Source organism: Nocardioides panacisoli (assembly GCF_019448235.1).
Taxonomy (GTDB): Bacteria; Actinomycetota; Actinomycetes; order Propionibacteriales; family Nocardioidaceae; genus Nocardioides; species Nocardioides panacisoli_A.
Genome location: NZ_CP080409.1, coordinates 744,997 through 766,221, shown reverse-complemented (window position 1 = coordinate 766,221; position 21,225 = coordinate 744,997). Strand labels below are relative to the sequence as shown.

Sequence of the window (21,225 nt, the reverse complement as noted above, 5' to 3'; positions counted from 1 at the left end):
GTCGCCGCATGGCGAAGAAGTCGAAGAAGGCGAAGGGCGACAGTTCCAAGACCTGGTCGATCTTCTCCACCGTGGCGGCACTGGGTGCGGCGAGGGTGGCGGCGACGGGACTCTCCACGGGGTGGAAGGCCGCCACGGGCAAGCAGCCCCCGAAGAACCCGGCCGACCCCGACGTCGAACTGCGCGAGGCCGTCGCCTGGGCCGTCGTGAGCGGCACCTTCATCGGCCTGGCACGGATGCTGGCCAGCCGGCGTGCGGCGAACTACTACCTGAAGTCGACCGGCGAGCTGCCCCCGCCGCTGCGCAAGGACTGAGGCCCCCCACCTCGGTCCGCAGCGTCCGGACGTGCGTGCCGGACTAGGCGCAGTCCTTGCAGATCATCTTCTTCTCATCAGCCAGCTGGCTGCGGTGGTGGACCAGGAAGCAGCTGGTGCAGGTGAACTCGTCGGACTGGCGCGGCTTGACCTCGACCGCGAGCTCCTCGTGGGAGAGGTCGGCGCCCGGCAGCTCGAAGGACTCGGCGGCCTCGGCCTCGTCCTCGTCGACCTTCCCGGAGTTCTTCTCGTGTCGACGCGCCTTGAGTTCCTCGAGGCTGTCCTCGGACTCGGACTCCTCGTTCTTGCGTGGTGCGTCGTAGTCAGTCGCCATGACTGCGGTCTCCCCTCAGCGAAGCCGGATTGCGTGAGCAGCGCGGCAGATTGTGCACCATCGGGACCGGGGTCGGTACACCGGTCCGATGCAGGTGGTGCCAACGGTGTGGTTCGGGCGGTTATTCCCGCACGAATCCCGCGGATCGTACGGCGTCCAGGAAGGTCGTGTAGCCATTTTCGGGCGCCGCCACGAGCAGGTCGCGACCGCCGGCCCCGGGCAGTAGCTCCGTCCGTGCCCCGGCCAGCCGCGCGATGAGGGCACCGGCGGCGTGGTCCCAGAGGTTCACGCCCTCCTCCACGTAGGCGTCGAGGGCTCCCTCGGCGAGGTGGCACAGCTCCAGGGCGCACGACCCGTGGCGCCGGATGTCGCGCACCTCGGGCAGCAGCCGTGCCGTCGTGGCGGCCTGCTGCTCGCGCACCTCCCGGCGGTAGCCGAACCCGGTGGCGACCAGGCGTTGCGCCAGCGGCACCTCCTCCCGCACGCGCAGCGCGACCCCGTCGCGCGTCGCGGAACCGCCGCCGGCCAGGGCCGCGTCCACGTGACCGACGTAGGCGACGCCGCTGGCCGCGTTGAGGACCACGCCCGCCACGACCTCGCCGTGGACCTCCCCGGCGATGGAGACGGCGTACTCCTCCAGGCCGTAGAGGAAGTTCACGGTGCCGTCGATGGGGTCGATGATCCAGCGCACGCCGGAGGTGCCGGGCACGTCATCGCCCTCCTCGCCGAGGAAGGCGTCGTCGGGGCGGGCCGCGGCCAGGCGCGCCCGGATGAGCTCCTCGGCCGCCTGGTCGGCGGCCGTGACGACGTCGACGTCGCTGGACTTGGTGGCGGCGACGCCGACCCGGCCGGCATGGTCCTGCACCAGGTCGGCCGCCTCGCGGGCAACGTCGAGCGCAAGGGCGGCCAGCGCGGCGGCGTCGGGCTCAGCCACGACCGCAGCACCCCACGGGGCAGCGGTCCCACAGCGCGCCGATCTCGCCCTCGGCGGCGCGGGTGACGGGCTCGTCCCGCTCGGCGGCTGCCCGCTCCAGCAGCAGGTCCCGCACGGTCGCGACGAAGCGGGGGTCCACGCCGGCGGTGCCGGCCCGGCGCACGGGCAGCCCGAGCCGGTCGGCGGTGGCCATGGCCTCGGTGTCGAGGTCGTAGATGACCTCCATGTGGTCGGACACGAACCCGACCGGCACCATCACCACCGCGGCCGCGCCCTCGGCGTGCAGCTCCTCGAGCCGGTCGTTGATGTCGGGTTCGAGCCACGGCGTGTGGGGCGACCCGGAGCGCGAGCAGAAGGCGAGCTCGTGGTCGTGCTCGTTGCCGGTCTCCCGGGCGACGCGCTCGGTCACGACGGCCGCGACGTCGCGGTGCTGGGCGACGTAGGCGCCCCCGTCGGGCCCGCTGTGGTCGTTCATCGCGGTGGGGATGGAATGGGTGACGAAGACCAGGCGGGCCTGCGCCCGGACGTCCTCGGGCAGGTCGGCGAGCGCCTCGAGGGTGCAGTCGGTCACCGACGCCACGAACCCGGGGTGGTTGAAGTAGTGCCGCAGCTTGTCCAACTGGGGCGGCGCCTCCACACGGTCCGCGGCCTCGGCGAGGTTCTCGCGGTACTGCCGGCAGCTCGACCACGACGAGTAGGCGCTGGTGACGAAGCACGCCGCGCGGCGTACGCCGTCCTGCGCCATCTGCGCCACCGTGTCGGTGAGGTAGGGGTCCCAGTTGCGGTTGCCCCAGTAGACGGGCAGGTCGATCCCCGCCCCGTCGAGGTCGGCACGCAGCGCCGTGAGGAACTCACGATTCTGGTCGTTGATCGGGGAACGTCCACCGAAGAGGTAGTAGTGCTCCCCCACCTCCTCCAGCCGCTCCCGCGGGATCCCCCGGCCCCGGGTGACGTTCTCCAGGAACGGCACCACGTCGGCCGGCTTCTCCGGCCCCCCGAAGGAGACCAGGAGGAGGGCGTCATAGGGAGCGACGGCGCTGCGGGGGTCATCCGATGTCGACACCCCACCATCCTAGGGAGCCCCCGGACACCGTCCACGAGCGCTACCGTCGCCCCATGAGCACGGGCGACTCGTGGCGCAACTGGTCCGGCCTCGCCGCCGCGCACGGGATCCGCACCCGTACGCCGGCGACCACCGACGACGTGGTCGCCGAGGTCGAGCGTGCCCGGGAGTCCGGGACGACGGTCAAGACGGCGGGGACCGGCCACAGCTTCACGCCCATCGCCCGCCCCGAGCACACCCTCCTGCTGCCCCACGGCATGACCGGCCTCCTCGCCGTCGACCACCCAGCCGGGACGGCGACGGCCTGGGCGGGAACCCGACTGAAGGACCTCAACGCCGCGCTCGCCCGGCACGGCCTGGCCCTGCACAACATGGGTGACATCGCCGACCAGACCCTCGCCGGGGCGATCTCGACCGGCACCCACGGCACGGGCGGGCGGACCGCGAGCCTGTCCGCGCAGGCGGTGGCGCTGGAGCTGGTGACCGGGGAGGGCGAGGTGCTGCGTGCCTCGGCCCGGGAGAATCCCGAGGTATGGGAGTTCGGGCGGCTCGGCCTCGGAGCACTGGGCGTGCTGACCACCGTCACCTTCGCCGTCGAGCCGCTGTTCTGCCTGCGCGCCACCGAGCAGCCGATGGGCTGGGACGAGGCGCTGGCCCGCTTCGACGAGATGGCCGCCGAGCACGACCACGTCGACATGTACTGGTTCCCCCACACCGACCGGATGCTGACCAAGCGCAACGACCGGCTCGACGTCGACCCCGGGGACGCCGAACCGCTCCCCCGCTGGCGCGCCTGGCTCGACGACGACCTGCTCTCCAACAAGGTGTTCGGTGCCCAGACAGCGCTGCTCAACCACGCGCCCGCCGCCGTCCCGCGCGCCAACCGGCTGGCCGCTCGCCTCCTCGGGGCGCGCACCTACTCCGACGTGGCCCACCGGGTCTTCACCACCAGCCGTGAGGTCGTCTTCAAGGAGATGGAGTACGCCGTCCCCCGCGAGGTCGGCCTCGACGTGCTGCGGGAGGCACGGCGGCTCATCGACGCCTCGGACCTGAGGATCAGCTTCCCGGTCGAGATCCGGGTGGCGCCGGCCGACGACGTGCCGCTCTCCACCGCGTACGACCGGGACTCGCTGTACCTGGCCTTCCACACCCACCGCGGTGCCGACCACGCGTCGTACTTCTCCCTGATCGAGGCGATGCTGCGCGCCCACGGCGGTCGCCCCCACTGGGGCAAGCTCCACACGCTCGGTCCGGACGACGTGGCCGCGCTCTACGACCGCCGCGACGAGTTCGTGGCGCTGCGGGACCGACTCGATCCCGACCGCGTCCTCACCAACGACCACCTGCGCCGGATCCTGGGCAACTGACCGGGCCGGGGTCCGGCCGTCGTCGGCACACACCCCACGCACCCCCGGTGAGCCTGCCGTGGGGGTGTGTCCGGCTGGCGTAGGCTCGCCCCAACCCCGACCCGCACCACCACGACCAAGGATCCCGCCCATGTCGCACCTCTCCCTCGCCGGAGTGAGTGAGGACGGGCGCCGCCTGCTCCTGGTGAGCGACCGGGGCACCGAGTTCACCCTCGACATCACCCCCGGGCTCCGTGCCGCGCTGCGCGGACAGACCACTCGACTCGGCCAGTTGGAGATGCAGATGAGCAGCACCCTTCGCCCCCGCGACATCCAGCACCGGATCCGTGGCGGTGAGTCGCCCGAGGAGGTCGCCGAGGCCGCGGGCAGCACCGTCGACGCGATCATGGCCTACGCCGCGCCGGTCCTCGCCGAGCGCCAGCACATCGCCGAGCGGGCCCAGAAGTCCTCGCTGCGCCGGTCGGGTGACAGCGCCGGCGCGAGTCACCTGCGCCAGCTCGGCGAGGCGGTGACGGCCCACCTCGCCGCCAACGACGCCCGCCCGGACCAGGTCTCGTGGGACTCCTACCGCCGCGAGGACGGACGCTGGGTGCTCACCGCGGACTTCGTGCTCGCCGACAACGCCGGCACCGCGAAGTTCGTCTTCGACGCGCCGGGCAACTACGTCACCGCCGACAACGACGATGCCCGCCTGCTCATCGGCGACACGCCGCCGCCGGCACCGGCCCGCGTCGAGGGACAGCGTCACCTCTCGGCCGTCGCCGACCAGCTGCCCTTGGGCGATGACGCGCTCGACATGGTCCGCGACGGCGAGGACGGTGCCCCGGTGCCGGACGAGCCGATCGCGGACACCACGCCGCCCCCTGAGCCGGCCGCGGAGGGCGAGGACGAGGACAAGGAGCCGGAGCCCGCACCGGCGCCGCCGCAGCGGCGTACGCCGCCGAAGAAGCGTGGCCGGGCGTCGGTGCCGAGTTGGGACGAGATCATGTTCGGCGGTTCGAGCGAGTGAGGCCATGCGCCGGCGCGGGCGCACTCGTCGGCGAGAAGGTCGAGTAGCCCCGCGGCCTGACCTGCGTGGTCGCGACGGGCGTGTCGAGACCACCGAGCAAGGTCTCCCATCCGGAGCTACTCGCGCGTAGGCTCCTGCCATGTCCTACCTCGTGACCGGCGCCACAGGCTTCATCGGACGACACCTCGTCGGCGAGCTCCTCGCCCGACGCGAGGGACCGATCCACGTGCTGTGCCGCGAGTCCTCGCTCCCGCGCGTGGAGGCGCTGATCCGGCAGTGGGGATCGGACCGCGTCCGCCCGGTCACCGGTGACCTCGGTCGGCCCGACCTCGGCGTGGACCAGGCGTGGATCGACGAGCACGCCGGGACGATCGACCACTTCTTCCACCTCGCGGCGATCTACGACATGACCGCCGACGACCGCACCAACGAGCTCCTCAACGTCGACGGCACCCGCCACGCCCTGGGGCTCGCGGGCCTGGTGGGAGCGGGCTGCTTCCACCAGGTGTCCTCGGTGGCGGCGGCCGGCGACCACCCCGGCCGCTTCGACGAGTCGATGTTCGACGAGGGCCAGCCGCTCCCCTCGCCCTACCACCGCACCAAGTTCGAGTCCGAGCGCATCGTGCGCGAGGAGTGCCCGGTGCCATGGCGCGTCTACCGGCCCGCGATCGTCGTCGGCGACTCCCAGACCGGCGCCATCGACAAGATCGACGGCCCCTACTACTTCTTCGGTGCGATCAAGGTGCTGCGCGACCGCCTGCCGGCCTGGCTGCCGCTGGTGGGCGCTGACCTGGGCGACACCAACCTGGTGCCGGTGGACTACGTCGCCTCGGCGATGGACCACCTGGCGCACCTGGCCGATCGCGACGGCGAGGCCTTCCACCTGGTCAACCCCGACCCGCAGCCGGTCGTGGAGATGATCAACACCTTCTGCGCTGCGGCCGGTGCGCCACGCTTCGCCACCCCGGTGGACCGGGCGGTGACGTCACGGGCAACCGGGCTGCTGCCACGACCGATCCAGCCGCTCAGCGTCTTCACCCGGGTCGTGCGCAGCGCGCCGGCACGCCTGCTGTTGGACCAGACCCTGGGACGCCTCGGCGTGCCCGCGGAGGTGGTCGGCCACTCCTCCTTCACGCCCGCCTTCGACTCCCGCGAGACCGAGCGGGCCCTCGCGGGCTCCGGCATCGGCGTGCCCGACCTGGAGTCCTACGCACGCACGCTGTGGTCCTACTGGGAGGAGTACCTCGACACCTCCACCGGCGACAGCGCCAAGAACCGGGCGGCGCTGAAGGGGAAGCGCGTCGTCATCACCGGGGCATCCTCGGGCATCGGCAAGGTGACCGCACTCAAGGTGGCCCAGGCAGGCGGCATCCCGGTGCTCGTCGCCCGCGGCAAGGACAAGCTCGAGGCCACCAAGGCCGAGATCGAGATGCGGGGCGGCACGGCCCACGTCTACGCCTGCGACCTCTCGGACCTGGCGGCGATCGACGACCTGTGCACCCAGCTGGGCGAGCTGGACTCGGTCGACTTCGTCATCAACAACGCCGGGCGCTCCATCCGACGCTCGCTGCGGCTCTCCCAGGACCGCTTCCACGACTTCGAGCGCACGATGCAGCTCAACTACTTCGGCGCGATCCGGCTGGTGATGGGCCTGATGCCGATCATGCAACGGCAGAAGTCGGGCCACGTGGTCAACATCTCCTCCATCGGGGTGCAGACCAACCCGACGCGCTTCTCGGCCTACGTCGCCTCCAAGGCGGCACTGGACTCCTGGAGCAACGTCGTGGCCAGCGAGGTGGTCGGCAACGGCATCACCTTCACCGGGATCCACATGCCGCTGGTGCGGACCCCGATGATCGCCCCCACGAAGATCTACGACAAGTTCCCCACGATCTCGCCCGCGCAGGCCGCGGACGTCGTGATCCGGGCACTGGTCGACAAGCCCCACGAGATCAACACCGCCCTGGGCACCGTCGGCGCGGTCGCGCACACCGTCGCCCCCAAGGCCGCGTTCCGGGTGCTCAACGTCGCCTACCACGTCTTCCCCGACAGCGCCGCGGCCAAGGGGCAGTCGGCGCCTCCGACGCCACGCACCGCCGAGGGGCAGGTCGACGGCGCCGAGCCCGGCGGCCGTGAGAGCGAGCAGCTGATGATGGCCAAGGTCTTCAAGGGCGTGCACTGGTAGGCCTGTGGAGGGCCCCGGCGACGACGCCGGACATGAGGCACGCTGCGGTCCATGCCCCATCACGCCCGCACCGCTCCCGGGATCACCGAGCCCCTCACCCGTCCCCTGGCGCGGCTGCTGCGTGAGGCGGTGCTGGAGCATGCCACCACCGAGCGGCGTCGCGCCTTCGCCCCGGTGCTGCACGCGGGCGTGCCGGGCCGCGCGGCACGGACCTTCGCCGTCCTGCGTGGCGACGAGCTCGACCCCGCCCTGCGGGTCGACGTGGTGGAGGCCCTGGTGCGTCCGACGGTGTCGCGCGGCCGGGTGCCGTTGCTGTGGCTCACCCGACCCGACGCCGCCGCCGAGGTCGACGGCGAGGCCCAGGTGGACCGGGACTGGGTGGCGGCGACCGCCGCAGCGGGCGCCGAACTGGGGGTCCTGCTCGACCTGGTGGTCGTCACCAAGCACGGCTGGCGCGACCCGCGCACCGGGGTGGCGCGCCACTGGAAGCGCATCCGCCGGCGGCCCTGAGCCGCGGTGCCGCGGCGGCGGTCACCGGCGCACGTCGGGCAGGTCGGCGTCCGGTGGCACCGCCCGCTCCAGCGCGAGGGCCACTCGGGCGGCGACCGGGTCGGCGGAGTCGACCTCACGGCACCGGTCCACCGCGATCCAGGCCAGCGCACCGTCGCCGGCACGCCAGGCGGCCAGCGCGAGGATCGCCGCGGGAGCACCGGACGCGACGGCCGGGGCGCGGCGTACGACGTCGCTCCAGAAGGCGACGTGTCCGGTCGCGGTGCGACGGGTGACGGACTCCGCGACCCGGTCCCGGACCGAGCGGGTGGGCAACGACGCCACCAGGTGCGCCACGTCGTCGACGTCGGCCGGGGTGCCGTCGGCGACGTGGTCGGCCACCAGACCTGCCGCCCACTCGCCGTCGATCGTCGTGGCCCCGGACGTGCGGGCGTGGCGGTCGAGCAGTCGGGCGACCGCGTCGCGCCCGGTCACATCGGGATCGAGCGTCGCCGCGAGCTCCGCACGACTCCCGCGGGTCACCATGCCGGCTGCGACCGCGGCCGCGGTGAACCGGTGGCGCGCCAGGTCGATCGGCACCCCCGTCTCCCGCAGCCTCCGGGGTCCGGTCAGCGGGTGGTAGCGCCCAGGGACCACTCGTAGGCCATCCAGGACCTGCAGGCCGCGCCGCGCACAGTGCCGCCGGAGGGCCCGCCAAGCGCGGTCGACGGCAGCGGCGTCCTCGGAGTGGAACAGCAGGGCGACCCCACGGGTGCCCTGCCCGAGCGCAGCCGAGACGAGGGTGTCGGCGAGTTCGTCGGCCGCGGCACGGTCGAGGTCGCGGCGGCCGGGCAGGTCCACGCGGGCGTGGAAGGGCCGCGGGCCGACCAGTCCCTCCAGCACCACCGAATCGGTCGGCGTGAAGCCGAGCACGATCGGGGCGAGCGCGACCAGGTCGGTCGCGTCGCGCACGGTGAAGGTCGGGGTGTCCGGGGTCGTGTGGGGTGTCGTCGTGGTCATGCCGGTGACGATGCGGGTCGCCCACGACATCCGCGGTGCGGTGGGCGATGCCCTGTGGACGGGGGCCGGGCGGAGCGCGAGGTGTGGACCACGACCGGCGCACGCCGTGGCGCACGGGGCGGAGGGCAGGGGGTGTCCGTGCCCACCGCTACCGTGGGTGGGTGCGCGCGACCGCTTCGATCCTGCACCTGGATCTGGACGCGTTCTTCGCCGCGGTCGAGCAGCGCGACAAGCCCTCGCTGCGCGGCAAGCCCGTGGTCGTCGGCGGGGTCGGCGGCCGCGGCGTCGTGGCCACCGCCTCCTACGAGGCACGGGCCCACGGGGTGCGGTCGGCGATGTCGACCCGGGAGGCGCGGGCACGCTGCCCCCACGCGGCGTACCTCAGCGGCCGGTTCACGGCCTACCGCGAGGCCAGCGCCGCCGTCATGGCCCGGATGCGCGCCCTCTCCCCGCTGGTCGAGCCGCTCTCGCTCGACGAGGCGTTCCTCGACCTCGCCGAGGCCGACCTGCCTGACCTCACCATCCCGACGGTCACCCGCGCCGCGGAGCGACTGCGCGAGGAGATCGCGAGCGCGACGGGTGGCCTCACCGCATCGGTGGGCATCGCGACCTCCAAGTTCGTCGCCAAGGTGGCCAGCGACCTGGACAAGCCCGACGGGCTCGTGGTCGTCGCACCGGGCACCGAGCGCGACCTGCTGCGCCCGATGCAGGTCTCGGTCATCCCCGGGGTGGGCCCGGCCACGCTGGAGCGGCTGCGTCGCATCGGGATCCACACCGTGGCCGATCTGGAGGGCGTCGACGAGCCGGAGCTGGTCTCGCTCCTGGGGTCGGCGCACGGGACCGGCCTGTTCCACCTCGCGCGCGCCGAGGACGACCGTGCCGTCGTGCCCGAGCGCGAGGCCAAGTCGGTGAGCGCGGAGGGCACCTACGAGACCGACCTCACCGACCGACGCGTGATGGCGGCCCTGCTGACGAACCAGGCCCGCAGCGTCGCCGGGAGGCTCCGCAAGGCCGGTCTGTCGGGGCGCACCGTCACCCTGAAGACCCGGTTGTACGACTTCACCACCCTCAACCGGTCGGTGACGCTCCCCTCCCCGACCGACGATCCCGCCACCATCGCGCGGCAGGCCCACCGGCTGCTGGAGGAGCTCGACCCGGTCGGCGGCGTGCGCCTCCTGGGTGTCGGCGTCTCCGGCCTCGCGGACTGGATCCAGGAGGAGCTCTTCGCACCCGAGGACGACGCCGCGGAGCCGGAGGCGCCGACGGCCGAGGACGCCGCCGTGGCCGAGGCCGGCGTACGCCGCCACCACGGGTGGGCGCCGGGCCAGGACGTGGTGCACACCGAGCACGGCCGGGGCTGGGTCTGGGGTGCCGGACGCGGCATCGTGACGGTCCGCTTCGAGACCGCCGACACCGGGCCCGGTCCCGTCCGGACCTTCCCCGAGGACGATTCGGCCCTCTCCCGCTGGGAGCCAGCACCGACGGAGTGAGGTCACCCCTACTACCGTGGCGACGTGCCTGCACCGAACCAGCCGCCCCGGCCCGAGCCCCGCCCCGTGACCACCACCCACCACGGTCGCGAGCGCATCGACGACTACGACTGGCTGCGCGACGCCGAGGACCCGGAGGTCCGCGCCCACCTCGAGGCCGAGAACGCCTGGACCGAGCACCGCACGGCCCACCTCGCGGACCTGCGTGAGCAGCTCTTCGGCGAGATCAAGGCCCGCACCCGCGAGACCGACCTCTCGGTGCCGACCCGGATCCGTGGCCACTGGTACTACGGCCGCACCTTCGAGGGCCGCCAGTACGGCGCCACCTGCCGCGTGCCCGTCGCCGACGAGGACGACTGGACGCCGCCGCAGCCCGCCGAGGACGCCGCGCCGGACCGTCCCGCCCTGCCGGGCGAGGAGGTGCTGCTGGACCTGGACGCGCTGGCCGAGGGCCACGACTTCTTCTCCCTCGGCGGCTCCACGGTCAGCCCCGACGACCGGCTCCTGGCCTACGCGACCGACGTGGTCGGCGACGAGCGGTTCGTCGTCCGGGTGCTCGACCTCGGCACCCGCGAACTGCTCGACGACGAGCTGACCGGCGTGCTCGGCGGCGTCACGTGGGGCGCCACGCCGGACCACTTCTACTACTCCACCGTCGACGCCGCCTGGCGGCCGGACAAGATCTGGCGCCACCGGCTCGGCACCCCGCAGGAGCAGGACGAGCTGGTGCACCACGAGACCGACCCGCAGTTCGGCGTCGGCGTCGGCCGCACCCGCTCCGAGCGCTACGTGGTGATCGCGTGCTCCTCCAAGATCACCTCCGAGTGGCACCTGATCGACGCCACCACCGCCGACGCCGCGCCGTGGTGCTTCGCCCCCCGCGAGACCGGCGTCGAGTACGGCATCGAGCACGCCGTCATCGGGGGCGAGGACCGCCTGGTCGTGCTGCACAACGCCGCAGGCCCCGAGTTCGAGCTCGGCCTGGCGCCGGCCGCGCCCACGCCCCGCAGCGCCTGGACGCCCCTACTGCCCCACGACACCGCGGTGCGGCTGGAGGACGTGGACGCCTTCGCCGGACACCTGGTGGTCGAGCAGCGCCGCGCCGGCCGCCCCGAGGTCCGGGTACTCGCGCTGGGGGCGGACCCGGCCAAGCCGATCGCCGCCGACCGCGTCGTGGAGTTCCCCGGCGAGCTCGCCACCGTCGGCGTCGGCGCCAGCCCGTCGTGGCACCAGCCCACCATCCGCGTCGGGATGACCAGCCTCGTGCAGCCCCCGGCCGTGCACGACTACGACCTGCACACCGGAGACCTGGTGCTGCGCAAGCAGGCGCCGGTCCTGGGCGGCTACGACCCCGACGACTACGTCGAGCACCGGCTCTGGGCGACCGCCCCCGACGGTGTCGAGGTGCCCATCTCGCTGGTGGTGCGGCGTGACCGGCAGCCCGGGGACGGGCCGGTGCCGCTGCTGCTCTACGGCTACGGCGCCTACGAGATCTCCACCGACCCGCACTTCTCCGTGGCGCGACTGTCGCTGCTCGACCGCGGCGCGGCGTACGCCATCGCCCACGTGCGGGGCGGTGGCGAGATGGGGCGCCGGTGGTACGACGACGGCAAGCTCGAGCACAAGCAGCACAGCTTCGACGACTTCATCGCCTGCGCGCGCCACCTCGTCGACACCGGATGGACGACCCCGGAGCGGCTGGTCGCCGAGGGCGGGAGCGCCGGCGGCCTGCTCATGGGCGCGGTCGCCAACCAGGCACCCGACGCGTTCGGCGGCATCGTGGCCGGCGTGCCGTTCGTGGACAACCTGACCACCATGCTCGACGCCTCGCTGCCGCTGACCGTGGTCGAGTACGACGAGTGGGGCGACCCGGCGTCGGGCCCGGAGGTCTATGACCGGCTGGCGGCGTACGCCCCCTACGACAACGTCGCTGACCTGCCCTACCCGCCGATCCTGGCCGAGACCTCGCTGCACGACACCCGCGTGCTCTTCGCCGAGCCGGCCAAGTGGGTGGCGCGGCTGCGGGAGCGGGCTCCCGGGGCCGAGGTCCTGCTGCGCATCGAGATGGCCGCCGGCCACGGAGGCGTCTCGGGCCGCTACCGCGCCTGGCACGACCGTGCCTTCAGCCTCGCCTGGATGCTGGACCGGATGGGGCTCTCCTGAGGCGTTCCTGAGGTTCCCTGAGACTTCGCTGAGATTCCGCGGAAGCGGCAACTCTGGGCACCTGCCACTCGTCTGTCCCTACACAGACCATCCCGGCGCCCGACCGGGAATCCCGGCACGCGAGGGCGTGTTGGCACGAGTGGAGGAGGTTGCCATGACCATCACGATGGCACCAGTGAAGACGCGCAACGACCGCGAGATCGAGGGCCGCGACAGCGTCGGGCTCTACCTCGACGAGATCGCCCGCACGCCCCTGCTCGATGCCGCACGCGAGGTCGAGCTCGCGAAGACCATCGAGGCCGGGCTCTACGCGCAGCACCTGCTCGACACCGGTCGGGTCGGCCGCCGCAAGGGCGGTGCCCCGAAGTCGGCCACCCAGCAGGAGCTGGAGTGGTTGGCCGCCGAGGGTGAGCGCGCGATCGACGACTTCATCAACGCGAACCTGCGGCTGGTGGTCTCCATCGCCCGCAAGTACGGCCGCGCACAGATGCCCATGCTGGACCTGATCCAGGAGGGCAACACCGGCCTGATCCGTGCGGTGGAGAAGTTCGACTACGCCAAGGGCTACAAGTTCTCCACCTACGCGACCTGGTGGGTGCGGCAGGCCATCACTCGCGGCATCGCCCAGCAGGCCCGCGTCGTACGACTCCCCGTGCACGTGGTCGAGGAGCTCAACCAGGTCAGCGGCGCCCGCCGCACCCTGGAGCGCGAGCTCGGCCGCGAGCCGGAGCCCGAGGAGATCGCCGCGCAGCTGGACAAGGACATCGAGCGGGTCCTGGACCTGATGGCCTGGAGCCGGGAGCACGTCAGCCTCGACACGCCCGTGGACGAGGACGGGGACACCTCGCTGGGTGACCTGATGGCGCAGGAGACCTCGCCGGGTCCGGACCTGACCTTCCTGGACTCCGAGGCCCGGGAGCGGCTCACCACGCTCGTGGAGCAGCTCGACGACCGGTCGGCCGACATCGTGCGTTCGCGCTACGGGCTGGTCGACGGACGTCAGCACAAGCTCGCCGACATCGGCAAGAAGCACGGCATCTCCGCCGAGCGGGTCCGCCAGCTGGAGCGCGAGGCACTGCAGCAGCTGCGCCGGATCGGCGACCCCGACCTGGCGGCCTGACGCCTCGGCCGGCGCCCGGCGCCCCCTAGGCGTCGGTCGAGGTCAGGTCGTCGTAGATCTCGACAACACGGGCACGTAAGTCCTCCGGCGTGCCCGTGTTGTCGATCACGTGGGTCGCGATCGCGGCCCGCTGCTCCGGCGTGGCCTGGGCATCGATCCGGGAGTGGGCGTGGGTCTCCTCCCACCCGCGGTGGCGCACCATGCGGTCCACCTGTACCTCGCGGGGTGCGTGGACGACGATCACCGCGTCGAAGGTGTCCGCGCGACCGGACTCCGCGAGCAGCGGGATGTCGTGCACGACCACCGCACCCGGCGGCGCGGACTCCTCCAGCTCGATCGTCCGCTCGAACACCAGCGGATGGATGATCGCCTCCAGCTCGCGGCGCTTGGCCTCGTCGGCGAAGACGATCTCGCCGACGGCGGGACGGTCCAGGTCGCCCTCCGGGGTGAGGACCTCCGGGCCGAACGTCGCCACGACGCGGGCCAGCCCGTCGGTGCCCCGGGCGACGACGTCGCGGGCGAGCTGGTCGGCGTCGATGACGACCGCGCCGAGCCCGGAGAGGATCGCCGACACCGTGCTCTTCCCCGAGGCGACTCCCCCGGTCAGTCCCACGCGCATGCGTCGGACCCTACTGTGACTCCTCGCCGTGCTGGCGCGGCGGCACCAGTGCCACCGCCACGAACCCGGTGTCGGGCAGCGACGACTTCTCGGTGACGACCTCCAGCTCGCCGTCGCGCACGGCGAAGAGCAGCACGGCGTCCTCGCCGTGCTCGGCACGGAAGCGGCCCAGGTCGAACTCGGTGGTGATCTTGGTGCGCGTCACCCGCCAGTTCGCGGCCAGGCGGGCCTCCAGGTCGTCGTGGGTGAGCGGCGGGTCGAACGGCGTCCGTGCGGTCAGGTGCGAGGCGGCCACCTGCCGGCGGCTGGCGGGCGCGTCGCCGACCGGTGCGTCGCCGCGGCGTACCTGGAAGACGTGGGCGCGGCCCAGCACCTGTGCGAACTCGCGGGCCGCCGTGGCGTTGACCTCGTCCTCCGAGGTCGTGGCGATCAGCCGGCCCATGCCGGCCAGGTCCAGGTCCCGGACGGCGTAGTCGCTGAGGATGTTGGCGACCACGGTCCGCAACCCCGCCTGGCGTGCGCGCCCGAGGTCGGCGTAGACCCGGTCGACCACGACGCAGGGCACGTCGAGCTCCTCCAGTCGCTGCGCCGCCTGGACCACCCATTCCTTGCCGCCGACGAAGAGCACACCCTGCGGCGAGGTGGTCGCCAGGCCCAGTCGTTCGGCGAGCCGGCCCACGCCGAGCCCGTAGAACGCGACGGTGCACACGATGACCACGAACACGATCGGCACGAGGGCCTCGGCCTCCGTCGCGAGGCGGGTCAGCTCGTCCGCCCGCGGCGCCCGGTTCTCCTCGGCCTCGTGGGCGACGTGGGCGAACTCGAGGGCGAAGATGCTCGCCACGGCCGCGGCGACGATCCCTCGCGGTGCCATACCGGCCAGCAACCGCTTCTCCGCGCTGGTGACCCTGGTGCCCCACAGGCCGAGGACGATGCTCACCGGCCGGACCACGATCACCAGCAGCACCACGAAGACCAGCGCCTGCCACCACACCGCACCCAGCTGCTCCGGCGTCACCCGACCGGCGAGCACGACGAACAGCACGCCGACGAGCAGGACCTGCAGGTGCTCGGTGAACTCCTGCACGTGGTGCAGGTGCAGTCGCTCCCTGTTGCCCAGGTAGATGCCGAGCAGGGTGACGGTGAGCAGGCCCGACTCGGCCTGCACGGCGTTGGAGACGGTCAGGGCGCCGATGGCGGCGGACAGGCAGGCCACGCCCTGGAGGTGGTCGGGGATCACGTGGCGCACGATCAGGAGCTCGAGCGCATAGCCGACCGCCAGCGCCAGCGCCACGGCGAGTGCCACCGTGATGCCCAGGGCGGCGGCGAGGTCGCCGGCGGTGCCCTCGCGTCCGCCGGCGATGACGCCCTGGAAGACCAGCACGGCCAGCACCGCACCGATCGGGTCGACCACGATGCCCTCCCACCGCAGCAGCGAGGAGACGCGCCGGGTGGGACGCAGCATCCGCAGGATGGGGGCGATCACCGTCGGGCCGGTCACGACCAGGATCGCGCCGACCAGCAGCGCGAGCTGCCAGGCGACCCCGACGGCGATCGCCGCGAGCGTGGTGAGCGTCCATGCGATGGCGACCGTGACCGTGCACAGCCGCAGCACCGGACGCCCCAGGTCGCGCAGGTCCCGCCAGTGCAGCGACAGGCTGCCCTCGAAGAGGATGATGCCGACCGCGATCGTCACACCGTCGAAGAGCACGTCACGCCCCAGGACGGACTCGGGGCCCACCACCTGGCCCAGGCCGAAACCGACGACGAGCAGCAGCAGGATCGAGGGGACGCCCAGCCGCCAGGCGATCGTCTGGGCCGACGCGGCGAGCACCACCACCAGCGCGAGGTACGGCGCCGGGCCCAGCCCGGCGAGGTCGTCGAGCACCGAGGAGGCGGCCAGGGCATCGAGCACGGGGTCACGCTAGCGGGTGGTGGACACCGACCGGTCCGGACAGCCACCGGTCGGCATGGCGTAGCGTCTGCCGCCCCACCACGACACGGAGGTGCCATGCAGCTGCCCGGCCCCGAGGATCGGGTCGCCCTCCTCCTGCCCGGCTCGCACCGCTACGTCGACGCCGTCATCCGGTTGCTGACCGCGGGCGCCTTCCCGATCCCGCTGGACCCGAAGCTGACGGCGACCGAGCGCGCGCGGATCCTGGGCGGCTTGGCGCCGCACCGGGTGATCACCAGCGAGTCCGAGCTCGACGAGCTGCTCGCGGTGCTTCCGCCGGCGGGGCTCCCGCGCGGTCGACCCATGCACTGCACCAGCGGCACCACGGGAACCCCGAAGGGTGTCTACTCCGGCCTGCTGGACGACGACTCCGCGCGAGCACTGCTGGAGGAGGAACGCGACCTGTGGGACTTCCGGGCCGACGACGTGCACCTCGTGCTGAGCCCGCTGCACCACTCGGCGCCGCTGCGCTTCGCGATGGGCACCGCGCTGGCCGGGGGCCGCGTGCTCCTGCCCGGACCGTTCGACCCGGCCACGGTGACCGAGGCGATCCTCGCGGACCGGCCGACCTCGATGTTCTGCGTCCCCGCGCACCTGCAACGCCTCTTCGCGCACTGGGACGTCGTGGGCGTGCCCGACCTCTCGTCGTTCCGGCTCCTCGCCCACGCCGGCGCCCCCTGCCCGCCGGAGGTCAAGCGCCGGCTCCTGGAGCTCTTCCCGCCCGGCTCGACGTGGGAGTTCTACGGCTCCACCGAGGGCCAGTTCACCGCCTGCCGCAGCGAAGAGCAGCTCGAGCGGCCCGGCACCGTCGGGCGGGCACGACCCGGCCGGACGTTGAGCGTCGACCCCGACCACACGCTGTGGTGCGTGGTCCCCGAGCACGCCCGTTTCCGCTACTTCGGCGCACCGGAGAAGACGGCGGCGGCCTGGCGCGAGACCGACGCCGGTCCGGCCTTCACCGTGGGAGACCACGGCCGCATCGACGAGGACGGCTACGTCCACCTCGAGGGGCGGCGGGAGGACCTCATCATCACCGGCGGTGTCAACGTCTACCCCGCCGAGGTCGAGGCGGTGCTCAGCGAGCACCCGGACGTCGCGGACGTCGCCGTGTACGGCGTACCGGATCCCGAGTGGGGGCACCGCGTGTGTGCCGCCGTCGTCGGAGGAGCCGACGAGGAGGCGCTGCGCGACTTCGCCCGCGAACGGCTGGTGCCGGCCAAGCGCCCCAAGGACTACCGCACGCTCACCTCGCTGCCGCGGACGTCGACGGGCAAGGTGCAGCGCTTCGGCCTCGCCGACGACCACGCCGGCTGAGCACTCTCAGGAGGCCTCGGCGCGGAACGTCCGTCGGTAGTGGGCGGGACTGACGCCGCGGACACGGGAGAAGTGGTGCCGCAGCGCCTGGGCGTTGGGGAAGCCGACCTCGGTCGCGATCCAGTCGACGGGACGGTCGCTGCGCTCGAGCAGCTCCTCGGCCGCGGCGACACGCTGGCGAGTCACCCACTGGTGGGGCGTCGTACCGACCTCGTCGCGGAAGCGGCGGGCGAAGGTGCGGGGCGACATGTGCACCCGACGCGCGAGGGAGGCGACGTTGTGGGCCTCCTCCAGGTGGGTCGCCACCCACTCCAGCAGCGGACGCAGCACCTCGGACTCGCACTCCGGCACCGCTCGGGCGATGTACTGGGCCTGGCCCCCGTCCCGGTGCGGTGGCACGACGATCCGCCGGGCGGCCGTGGCGGCGACGGCGGCGCCGTGCTCCTGCCGCATCAGGTGCAGGGCGGCGTCGAGTCCGGCGGCCGAGCCCGCTCCGGTGATCAGGTTGCCGTCCTGGACGTAGAGCCGGTCCGGTTCGACGGTGGCCTCGGGGAAGCGGGCGCTGAGCTCGGCGGCGTGCCGCCAGTGCGTGGTGCAGCGGCGACCGTCGAGCAGCCCGGCGGCGCCGACGGTGAAGGTGGCCGTGCAGTGGGCGAAGACGTGCGCCCCGCGGGCATCCGCGGCCCGCACCAGGTCCAGGACAGCCGGATGGGGCGTGAGGTGGTTGCGGTGCGGGGCGAGGCACAGGAGGTCGGCGTCGGCCGCGGCCTCCAGGCCGTCCTCGACGACGATGTCGAACCCGCCACTGCCACGGACGCGCCCGGGCTCCGGAGCGACGACGACGAAGTCGAAGACCGGGTTGTCGTCCTCGGGGTGGTAGGGCTCGTTCCACACCTCGCACATCGCGCCGAGCCCGAAGGGCTCGACACCGTCCTGCACCACCACGGCGACCGACCTCACGGGAGGTGATGCTGCCACGAGGAGTGGCAGGAAATCAAGGGAGGCCGTCATTCCTGCCACTGGTGGCAGGAAGTGGACGAGAGAAGACTTCCTGCCATGACCCTTCTCCTCGTCCTCGCCCTCCTCACCCTGGTCGCGGTGGCGCTCACCGCACGCGGGGTCCACACCGACGACCGGGGGTTCCGTTCCCCGCCGGCCTCGCACCGGATCGACCTCGACGCCGTCGCGCCGCGCCACCGGCTCGACGGCGGCCGCTGACGACCGGCACGTCGCGCGCGCCAAGTCGCGCGCGCAAAAAAGGCCGGCGGCCCCGACCGTCGTGGTCGGGGCCGCCGCTGACCGGGACCGAGCGCTGGACGCGCTCGGACTCAGTCTCAGTTGCCGGTGAGCTTCTCCCGCAGCGCCTGCAGCGCCTCGTCGGAGGCCAGCGAGCCGCCGTCCTCCTCGACGTCGCCACCGCTGCTCGCGGACTCGGAGCCGGAGGAGTACGAGGTGGCCTCGCCCGCCTCGACCTCGGCCTCCTTGGCCTCGGCCTGCTGCTTGACGTGGGCCTCCCAGCGCGCGTGCGCCCGGGCGTACTGCGCCTCCCAGGTCTGGCGCTGCTCGTCGTAGCCCTCGAGCCACTCGCCCGTCTCGGGGTCGAAGCCCTCGGGGTAGATGTAGTTGCCCTGCTCGTCGTAGGTGGCCGGCATGCCGTACAGCGTCGGGTCGAACTCGTCGACGTCGATCGCTGCGGTGGTCTCGTTGGCCTGCTTCAGCGACAGCGAGATCCGGCGACGCTCGAGGTCGATGTCGATGATCTTGACCATGACGTCGTCGTTGACCTGCACGACCTGCTCGGGGATCTCCACGTGGCGCTCGGCCAGCTCGGAGATGTGGACCAGGCCCTCGATGCCGTCCTCGACGCGGACGAAGGAACCGAACGGCACCAGCTTGGTGACCTTGCCGGGCACGATCTGGCCGATCTGGTGGGTCCGGGCGAAGTGCTGCCAGGGGTCCTCCTGCGTCGCCTTGAGCGACAGCGAGACCCGCTCGCGCTCCATGTCGACGTCGAGCACCTCGACGGTGACCTCGTCGCCGACGGTCACGACCTCGCTCGGGTGGTCGATGTGCTTCCAGGAGAGCTCCGAGACGTGCACCAGGCCGTCCACACCGCCGAGGTCGACGAACGCACCGAAGTTGACGATCGAGGACACGACGCCCTTGCGGATCTGGCCCTTCTGCAGCTGGGTGAGGAACCCGTGGCGGACCTCGGACTGGGTCTGCTCCAGCCACGCGCGGCGGGAGAGCACGACGTTGTTGCGGTTCTTGTCCAGCTCGATGATCTTCGCCTCGAGCGTCTGGCCTACGTAGGGCTGCAGGTCGCGCACGCGGCGCATCTCCACCAGCGAGGCGGGGAGGAAGCCGCGCAGGCCGATGTCGAGGATGAGACCACCCTTGACGACCTCGATGACGGTGCCCTCGACGACGCCGTCGGCCTCCTTGATGCCCTCGATGGTGCCCCAGGCGCGCTCGTACTGGGCGCGCTTCTTGGACAGGATCAGGCGGCCTTCCTTGTCCTCCTTCTGGAGGACGAGGGCCTCGACCTCGTCGCCGACCTCGACGACCTCAGCGGGGTCGACGTCGTGCTTGATGGAGAGCTCGCGCGAGGGGATGACGCCCTCGGTCTTGTAGCCGATGTCGAGCAGGACCTCGTCCCGGTCGACCTTGACGATGGTGCCGCCGACGATGTCGCCGTCGTTGAAGTACTTGATCGTCTGGTCGATGGCGGCGAGAACGTCCGCCTCCGAACCGATGTCGTTGACGGCGACCTGCGGGGCACTGTCGTCGTACTGGCTGGGAAGCGGGGTCGAGATGGTGGACGTCATGGAGTGGTTGGATCCTCAGGTGGACAGGTGTCGATGGACGTGCCTGCGGAACTGCAGGCACACGAGTACCAAGAGTACGCGCGCGGAGTGACACGGTCCAACTCGCGGCCGGGCGCCGACGGCGTACGCTCGCGGGGTGCAGCACAGCATGTCCCCTCCCCCGGTCGTCCCGCCCGCCGCCGCACAGCAGCCGGGGGGTCCGGAGTGGCCGCAACCCGCCGTCACCGCCGAGCGTCGCATGGTCGACGAGGCCGCGTCACGACGGGCCAACGGGCCGGACTGGGATCGCTACGCCGACGAGTACCAGGCCACCCACGGCCCGTTCCTGGGTGACGCCGGGTTCCTGTGGGGCCCCGAGGGCCTCCGAGAGGAGGACGCAGGGATCCTGGGCGACGTCACGGGGCGCCAGGTGCTCGAGGTCGGATCGGGTGCGGGGCAGTGCTCGCGATGGGTGCGGGCCCGTGGCGGGCACGCCGTCGGCCTGGACCTCTCCCACCGCCAGCTCCAGCACTCGCGCCGGCTCGACGACGCCACGGGGATCACGGTCCCCAGCGTGCTGGGCACGGCCACCGACCTGCCGTTCGCGGCCGACACCTTCGACGTCGTGTTCTGCTCCTTCGGGGCGCTGCAGTTCGTCGCCGACATCGAGGTCGCGGTGGCCGAGACGGCCCGCGTCCTGCGCCCGGGTGGTCGGTTCGCGTTCTCCATCACCCACCCCACGCGGTGGATGTTCCCCGACGACCCCACCGAGGAGGGGCTGACGGCGAGCCAGAGCTACTGGGACCGGACGCCGTACGTCGAGACCGACGACGAGACCGGTCAGGTGGCCTACGTGGAGCACCACCGGACGCTGGGCGACTGGGTCGCCGTCCTGGCCGGCGCGGGGTTCCGGATCACCACCCTGCTGGAGCCGGAGTGGCCCGACGGGCATGACCGACCGTGGGGTGGCTGGTCCCGCGTGCGGGGCCAGCTCACCCCCGGTACGGCGATCTTCGGGGCCGACCTGCCCGGGGCCTGAGCCC

19 protein-coding genes are annotated in these 21,225 nt (G+C 72.6%); 11 read left to right on the top strand and 8 right to left on the bottom strand.

The window, feature by feature from the left end; all coding sequences use genetic code 11:
* The first annotated feature begins 8 nt into the window (after nucleotides 1–8).
* Nucleotides 9–314 carry a DUF4235 domain-containing protein gene (locus KUV85_RS03770; protein ID WP_219961885.1) on the top strand — a complete coding sequence of 102 codons (306 nt, stop codon included), beginning with the start codon at nucleotides 9–11 and terminating at the stop codon, nucleotides 312–314.
* Between the two features lie 43 nt (nucleotides 315–357).
* On the opposite strand, the gene KUV85_RS03765 is transcribed toward KUV85_RS03770, so the two are convergent.
* The 3 genes from KUV85_RS03765 to KUV85_RS03755 form a co-directional block, all read right to left on the bottom strand.
* Entirely contained in the window at nucleotides 358–648 is a 291-nt protein-coding gene (locus tag KUV85_RS03765) for a DUF4193 domain-containing protein (protein WP_219961884.1), read from the bottom strand.
* A gap of 121 nt (nucleotides 649–769) precedes the next feature.
* Nucleotides 770–1,582: an inositol monophosphatase family protein gene (locus KUV85_RS03760; protein WP_219961883.1), complete on the bottom strand. Its 813-nt coding sequence runs from the start codon at nucleotides 1,580–1,582 to the stop codon at nucleotides 770–772.
* The gene (locus tag KUV85_RS03755) at nucleotides 1,575–2,645 is read right to left on the bottom strand and encodes a ferrochelatase (RefSeq protein ID WP_219961882.1); all 1,071 of its coding nucleotides are present in this window, start codon (nucleotides 2,643–2,645) and stop codon (nucleotides 1,575–1,577) included. Before KUV85_RS03755 ends, KUV85_RS03760 begins: the two co-directional genes overlap by 8 nt.
* 53 nt (nucleotides 2,646–2,698) lie before the next feature.
* On the opposite strand from KUV85_RS03755, the gene KUV85_RS03750 reads away from it, so the two are divergent.
* The 4 genes from KUV85_RS03750 to KUV85_RS03735 all read left to right on the top strand — a co-directional run bounded on the left by KUV85_RS03750 (nucleotide 2,699) and on the right by KUV85_RS03735 (nucleotide 7,716).
* Nucleotides 2,699–4,012 carry a D-arabinono-1,4-lactone oxidase gene (locus tag KUV85_RS03750; protein WP_219961881.1) on the top strand — a complete coding sequence of 438 codons (1,314 nt, stop codon included), beginning with the start codon at nucleotides 2,699–2,701 and terminating at the stop codon, nucleotides 4,010–4,012.
* 130 nt (nucleotides 4,013–4,142) lie between these two features.
* Nucleotides 4,143–5,021: a septation protein SepH gene (gene sepH, locus KUV85_RS03745; protein WP_219961880.1), complete on the top strand. Its 879-nt coding sequence runs from the start codon at nucleotides 4,143–4,145 to the stop codon at nucleotides 5,019–5,021.
* A gap of 139 nt (nucleotides 5,022–5,160) precedes the next feature.
* Nucleotides 5,161–7,206, top strand: a complete 2,046-nt coding sequence (locus KUV85_RS03740) for an SDR family oxidoreductase (protein WP_219961879.1) — start codon at nucleotides 5,161–5,163, stop codon at nucleotides 7,204–7,206.
* Between the two features lie 51 nt (nucleotides 7,207–7,257).
* A complete protein-coding gene (locus KUV85_RS03735; RefSeq protein WP_219961878.1) occupies nucleotides 7,258–7,716 on the top strand; it encodes a hypothetical protein in 459 nt (152 codons plus the stop codon).
* A gap of 21 nt (nucleotides 7,717–7,737) precedes the next feature.
* Here the strand turns inward: KUV85_RS03735 and KUV85_RS03730 are convergent, their stop codons facing one another.
* The gene (locus KUV85_RS03730) at nucleotides 7,738–8,715 is read right to left on the bottom strand and encodes a DUF4192 domain-containing protein (protein ID WP_219961877.1); all 978 of its coding nucleotides are present in this window, start codon (nucleotides 8,713–8,715) and stop codon (nucleotides 7,738–7,740) included.
* A gap of 161 nt (nucleotides 8,716–8,876) precedes the next feature.
* Between KUV85_RS03730 and KUV85_RS03725 the strand changes: the two genes are divergently transcribed.
* From KUV85_RS03725 to KUV85_RS03715, 3 genes are all read left to right on the top strand, one after another.
* Nucleotides 8,877–10,205, top strand: a complete 1,329-nt coding sequence (locus KUV85_RS03725; protein WP_219961876.1) for a DNA polymerase IV — start codon at nucleotides 8,877–8,879, stop codon at nucleotides 10,203–10,205.
* Between the two features lie 24 nt (nucleotides 10,206–10,229).
* Entirely contained in the window at nucleotides 10,230–12,368 is a 2,139-nt protein-coding gene (locus tag KUV85_RS03720) for a S9 family peptidase (protein WP_219961875.1), read from the top strand.
* A 154-nt stretch (nucleotides 12,369–12,522) separates the two neighbouring features.
* On the top strand, nucleotides 12,523–13,488 hold the full coding sequence (locus tag KUV85_RS03715) for a sigma-70 family RNA polymerase sigma factor (RefSeq protein ID WP_219961874.1): 966 nt from the start codon (nucleotides 12,523–12,525) through the stop codon (nucleotides 13,486–13,488).
* Nucleotides 13,489–13,513: 25 nt separating this feature from the next.
* On the opposite strand, the gene coaE is transcribed toward KUV85_RS03715, so the two are convergent.
* Nucleotides 13,514–14,107 (bottom strand): dephospho-CoA kinase, encoded by a 594-nt coding sequence (coaE, locus tag KUV85_RS03710; RefSeq protein ID WP_219961873.1) that lies wholly within the window; start codon nucleotides 14,105–14,107, stop codon nucleotides 13,514–13,516.
* A 10-nt stretch (nucleotides 14,108–14,117) separates the two neighbouring features.
* Complete coding sequence (locus KUV85_RS03705) at nucleotides 14,118–16,022, bottom strand: cation:proton antiporter (protein ID WP_219961872.1); 1,905 nt, start codon at nucleotides 16,020–16,022, stop codon at nucleotides 14,118–14,120.
* Between the two features lie 96 nt (nucleotides 16,023–16,118).
* On the opposite strand from KUV85_RS03705, the gene KUV85_RS03700 reads away from it, so the two are divergent.
* Nucleotides 16,119–17,375: a class I adenylate-forming enzyme family protein gene (locus KUV85_RS03700; RefSeq protein ID WP_219961871.1), complete on the top strand. Its 1,257-nt coding sequence runs from the start codon at nucleotides 16,119–16,121 to the stop codon at nucleotides 17,373–17,375.
* Nucleotides 17,376–17,381: 6 nt separating this feature from the next.
* Here KUV85_RS03700 and KUV85_RS03695 read toward each other — a convergent pair whose 3' ends face one another.
* Nucleotides 17,382–18,335, bottom strand: a complete 954-nt coding sequence (locus tag KUV85_RS03695; RefSeq protein ID WP_219961870.1) for a GlxA family transcriptional regulator — start codon at nucleotides 18,333–18,335, stop codon at nucleotides 17,382–17,384.
* Between the two features lie 96 nt (nucleotides 18,336–18,431).
* Here KUV85_RS03695 and KUV85_RS03690 point away from each other — a divergent pair, with 96 nt between their 5' ends.
* On the top strand, nucleotides 18,432–18,593 hold the full coding sequence (locus KUV85_RS03690) for a hypothetical protein (RefSeq protein ID WP_219961869.1): 162 nt from the start codon (nucleotides 18,432–18,434) through the stop codon (nucleotides 18,591–18,593).
* Between the two features lie 116 nt (nucleotides 18,594–18,709).
* Here the strand turns inward: KUV85_RS03690 and rpsA are convergent, their stop codons facing one another.
* On the bottom strand, nucleotides 18,710–20,203 hold the full coding sequence (rpsA, locus tag KUV85_RS03685; RefSeq protein ID WP_219961868.1) for a 30S ribosomal protein S1: 1,494 nt from the start codon (nucleotides 20,201–20,203) through the stop codon (nucleotides 18,710–18,712).
* Between the two features lie 148 nt (nucleotides 20,204–20,351).
* Here rpsA and KUV85_RS03680 point away from each other — a divergent pair, with 148 nt between their 5' ends.
* The gene (locus KUV85_RS03680) at nucleotides 20,352–21,221 is read left to right on the top strand and encodes a class I SAM-dependent methyltransferase (protein WP_219961867.1); all 870 of its coding nucleotides are present in this window, start codon (nucleotides 20,352–20,354) and stop codon (nucleotides 21,219–21,221) included.
* Nucleotides 21,222–21,225 lie beyond the last annotated feature (4 nt).

Bases quoted from the DNA above. Each gene is read 5' to 3' on its own strand.
- KUV85_RS03770 (WP_219961885.1), top strand. From the start codon at position 9: ATGGCGAAGAAGTCGAAGAAGGCGAAGGGCGACAGTTCCAAGACCTGG.
- KUV85_RS03765 (WP_219961884.1), bottom strand. From the start codon at position 648: ATGGCGACTGACTACGACGCACCACGCAAGAACGAGGAGTCCGAGTCC.
- KUV85_RS03750 (WP_219961881.1), top strand. From the start codon at position 2,699: ATGAGCACGGGCGACTCGTGGCGCAACTGGTCCGGCCTCGCCGCCGCG.
- sepH (WP_219961880.1), top strand. From the start codon at position 4,143: ATGTCGCACCTCTCCCTCGCCGGAGTGAGTGAGGACGGGCGCCGCCTG.
- KUV85_RS03740 (WP_219961879.1), top strand. From the start codon at position 5,161: ATGTCCTACCTCGTGACCGGCGCCACAGGCTTCATCGGACGACACCTC.
- KUV85_RS03735 (WP_219961878.1), top strand. From the start codon at position 7,258: ATGCCCCATCACGCCCGCACCGCTCCCGGGATCACCGAGCCCCTCACC.
- KUV85_RS03730 (WP_219961877.1), bottom strand. From the start codon at position 8,715: ATGACCACGACGACACCCCACACGACCCCGGACACCCCGACCTTCACC.
- KUV85_RS03715 (WP_219961874.1), top strand. From the start codon at position 12,523: ATGACCATCACGATGGCACCAGTGAAGACGCGCAACGACCGCGAGATC.
- coaE (WP_219961873.1), bottom strand. From the start codon at position 14,107: ATGCGCGTGGGACTGACCGGGGGAGTCGCCTCGGGGAAGAGCACGGTG.
- KUV85_RS03700 (WP_219961871.1), top strand. From the start codon at position 16,119: ATGCAGCTGCCCGGCCCCGAGGATCGGGTCGCCCTCCTCCTGCCCGGC.
- KUV85_RS03690 (WP_219961869.1), top strand. From the start codon at position 18,432: ATGACCCTTCTCCTCGTCCTCGCCCTCCTCACCCTGGTCGCGGTGGCG.
- rpsA (WP_219961868.1), bottom strand. From the start codon at position 20,203: ATGACGTCCACCATCTCGACCCCGCTTCCCAGCCAGTACGACGACAGT.
- KUV85_RS03680 (WP_219961867.1), top strand. From the start codon at position 20,352: ATGTCCCCTCCCCCGGTCGTCCCGCCCGCCGCCGCACAGCAGCCGGGG.